This is a genomic window from Vibrio sp. V09_P4A23P171, assembly GCF_963875615.1.
GTDB lineage: Bacteria > Pseudomonadota > Gammaproteobacteria > Enterobacterales > Vibrionaceae > Vibrio > Vibrio anguillarum.
Map to the genome: position 1 here is coordinate 1 of NZ_CAWNMR010000065.1, position 2,398 is coordinate 2,398.

A 2,398-nucleotide genomic window follows, 5' to 3' on the forward strand; every position below is an offset into this window, starting at 1 on the left:
GCGTTATATGCCATCTAGTTCTGCGTTCTATACCGCATATGAAATAGCATCTTTACTATGTTGAGCGGTCGGCTTGTATTGTCTACAATAGCGCACTTTTTTACATATTTTAGGTTATGAATATGAACGACACTACAGCTAAACCCGCTTTGCCGGATCACCTTGCTGGTAATCCTCGCAGCCCACACTATGTAGCGGAGTGCTTTGAACATCACATTGGCATTCGTCTAAATGGCAAAGAGCGTACTGATGTTGAAGAATACTGCATTAGTGAAGGGTGGGTGAAAATTCCGTCACCAAAAGCTAAAGATCGTTTTGGCCAGCCGATGCTGATTAAGTTAAAAGGTGAAGTTGAAGCTTTTTATAAATAAGCTGCATTTTATACCGTCCGCATGCAATGTGTTGATAACTATGTAATTCAATGCATTGCATTCAAGATCTAGCTAGGTTTCTCATCCAAACATATAACAAACGGCTCAAGAGGGATTGCCAACGCGTGGCAGTTTTAGTGCAAAATTGAAGTTCAGCGTTTACAGTGTGTTTTTTTAAGTTTGGTGGTGCGTTGTCAACCCCTTAGCCGGGCGTTATGTTTAGTCACGTAAAATCAGTTGGTTGCATCTTTTCTTTGCTTTCTCAGCTTTCTGATTTTGGTCTTGTCGGCAAGTTACGTTTAGTGGTCGCTGTTTTCTGGACTCCAATTCGTGGGCGCTAAAAATTCAGAGAGTTGCCTCATTGAATTCCAGAATGTAGGCGAGGTGAGTGAAGTGATTTTGATTTCAAAGTTAGAGCCCCATCTTTTCGATTTCTCACGTTAAAACTCAAAGTCGGCACAATCAAAATTATGATTTAATTCAGCTTTTTAGCGTCTGGTTTTGGTTTGCAAAGGTAAGTCGAGTTAAGCTATTGGTATCGCAAACTTAACCCTTTGAGCCTTAAACATAACAAGGCGTTTAAGTGGGATTCATGCCGCGTGGCATTTTTAGTATGCGGTGAGTTTGGGTGGTGAAAATGGTCTGCGGAAACTTGGTTTATGCGGCATTCACCCCTTAACGCAGCGTTATGTAACTAGGAGAAAAAATGAACATCAGTGAAATTAATGGTTTTGAGGTTACGGGGTTCGTCGTTCGTACGACTAATGCAGATGAAATGAATCCTATGACTGCAAAAATCGGAAATCTTTGGGAAAAATTTTACTTAAATGCAGCTCCAAAGTTAACCGACAAGTCAAAAGTGTATGGTTTATACACAAACTATGAATCTGATTTTACTGGTGCTTTCGATGTTATCGCTTGTTCGGACACATTATCAGCACAATTATTGTCAGAATCAGTAAAAACGAATGTTTCCTCTGGTAAGTACGTGACTTTTTCAGCTACTGGTGAAATGCCACAAGTAGTTATCGATTTGTGGAATGAGGTTTGGAATTATTTTGCTTCTGAACACTGTCCTCACGAACGAGCGTATACAACAGACTTTGAGTATTACAAAAGTGCTAATTCTGTAGAAATCTCTATTGCCGTTAGATAGTTACATAACAAACGGTTCAAGAGGGACAGCCAACGCGTGGCATTTTTATTATGCGTTGGTTTTAGTGGTTACGGTGTTATGCGGAAGCTTGGTAATGGCGTTGGCTGCCCCTTAACCGGGCGTTAGCTGTCATGGAGATAGTATGAATCAAGAAGCATTTTTGCTTAAAGTATCGAAAGCTTTGTCTGGGTGCCAAATGGTAGAGATGGAGTTAAAAATATATCTAGGAATGTCATGTGATTTAGTCCGGAAAAGGTTAGGTGAGCGTCTTCCATTTAATTTAGATGCTAGTAACTTTGAAAATATGGCTCTGGAGCGACTAATACATACATTTAAGCAATTTAACAACAATGCTGAGCTACAGAAAAAACTGGTGGCTTTCAAAAATGAACGTAATTTTTTAGCTCATAATGCTATTTCAAACTGTACTGATAGGCACAATGGATTCCAAGAGTGGGATGCTTTGAAACTAGATGACCGACTTCAACAACTCGAGCAAGTATCAGCAGAGTTGTTTCGGGAAATTCACGCTGAGTCGGGTAAATTCATGGGTTACTTGTATTTTGAAGATGCGATAAACAACAGCTAACAAAGCGTTTAAGACGGATTCCCAACGCTTGGCATTTTCGGTTTGATTCAGCTTTAGTGTTTACGGCACAATGGTTTACCTAAGGTGGTAGCGTTGCTCACCACTTAACGCGGCGTTAGCTGAGGTTAAGGAAAACCATAAAATTAAGCGTTTATTTTTCTTAGTTTGAGGCTCTAGCTTTACACCTGAACGTCAGCACTTTTCCGCGTATCTCGCCAGTGGCACTGTTCGTGAAGCGGTTGAACTAACCGAAGTCTGTTTACGGGAAGTGGTGTGTTTGTT

General features: G+C 40.5%; 3 protein-coding genes. All 3 read left to right on the forward strand.

The annotated features are described in order from the left end of the window. Positions 1-122: 122 nt before the first annotated feature. The 3 genes from AACT23_RS15085 to AACT23_RS15100 all read left to right on the forward strand — a co-directional run bounded on the left by AACT23_RS15085 (position 123) and on the right by AACT23_RS15100 (position 2,116). The gene (locus AACT23_RS15085; protein WP_026028286.1) at positions 123-371 is read left to right on the forward strand and encodes a DUF3297 family protein; all 249 of its coding nucleotides are present in this window, start codon (positions 123-125) and stop codon (positions 369-371) included. 706 nt (positions 372-1,077) lie between these two features. Further along, entirely contained in the window at positions 1,078-1,527 is a 450-nt protein-coding gene (locus tag AACT23_RS15095) for a GyrI-like domain-containing protein (RefSeq protein ID WP_061893179.1), read from the forward strand. Between the two features lie 142 nt (positions 1,528-1,669). After that, a complete protein-coding gene (locus AACT23_RS15100; protein ID WP_094130073.1) occupies positions 1,670-2,116 on the forward strand; it encodes a hypothetical protein in 447 nt (148 codons plus the stop codon). Positions 2,117-2,398 lie beyond the last annotated feature (282 nt).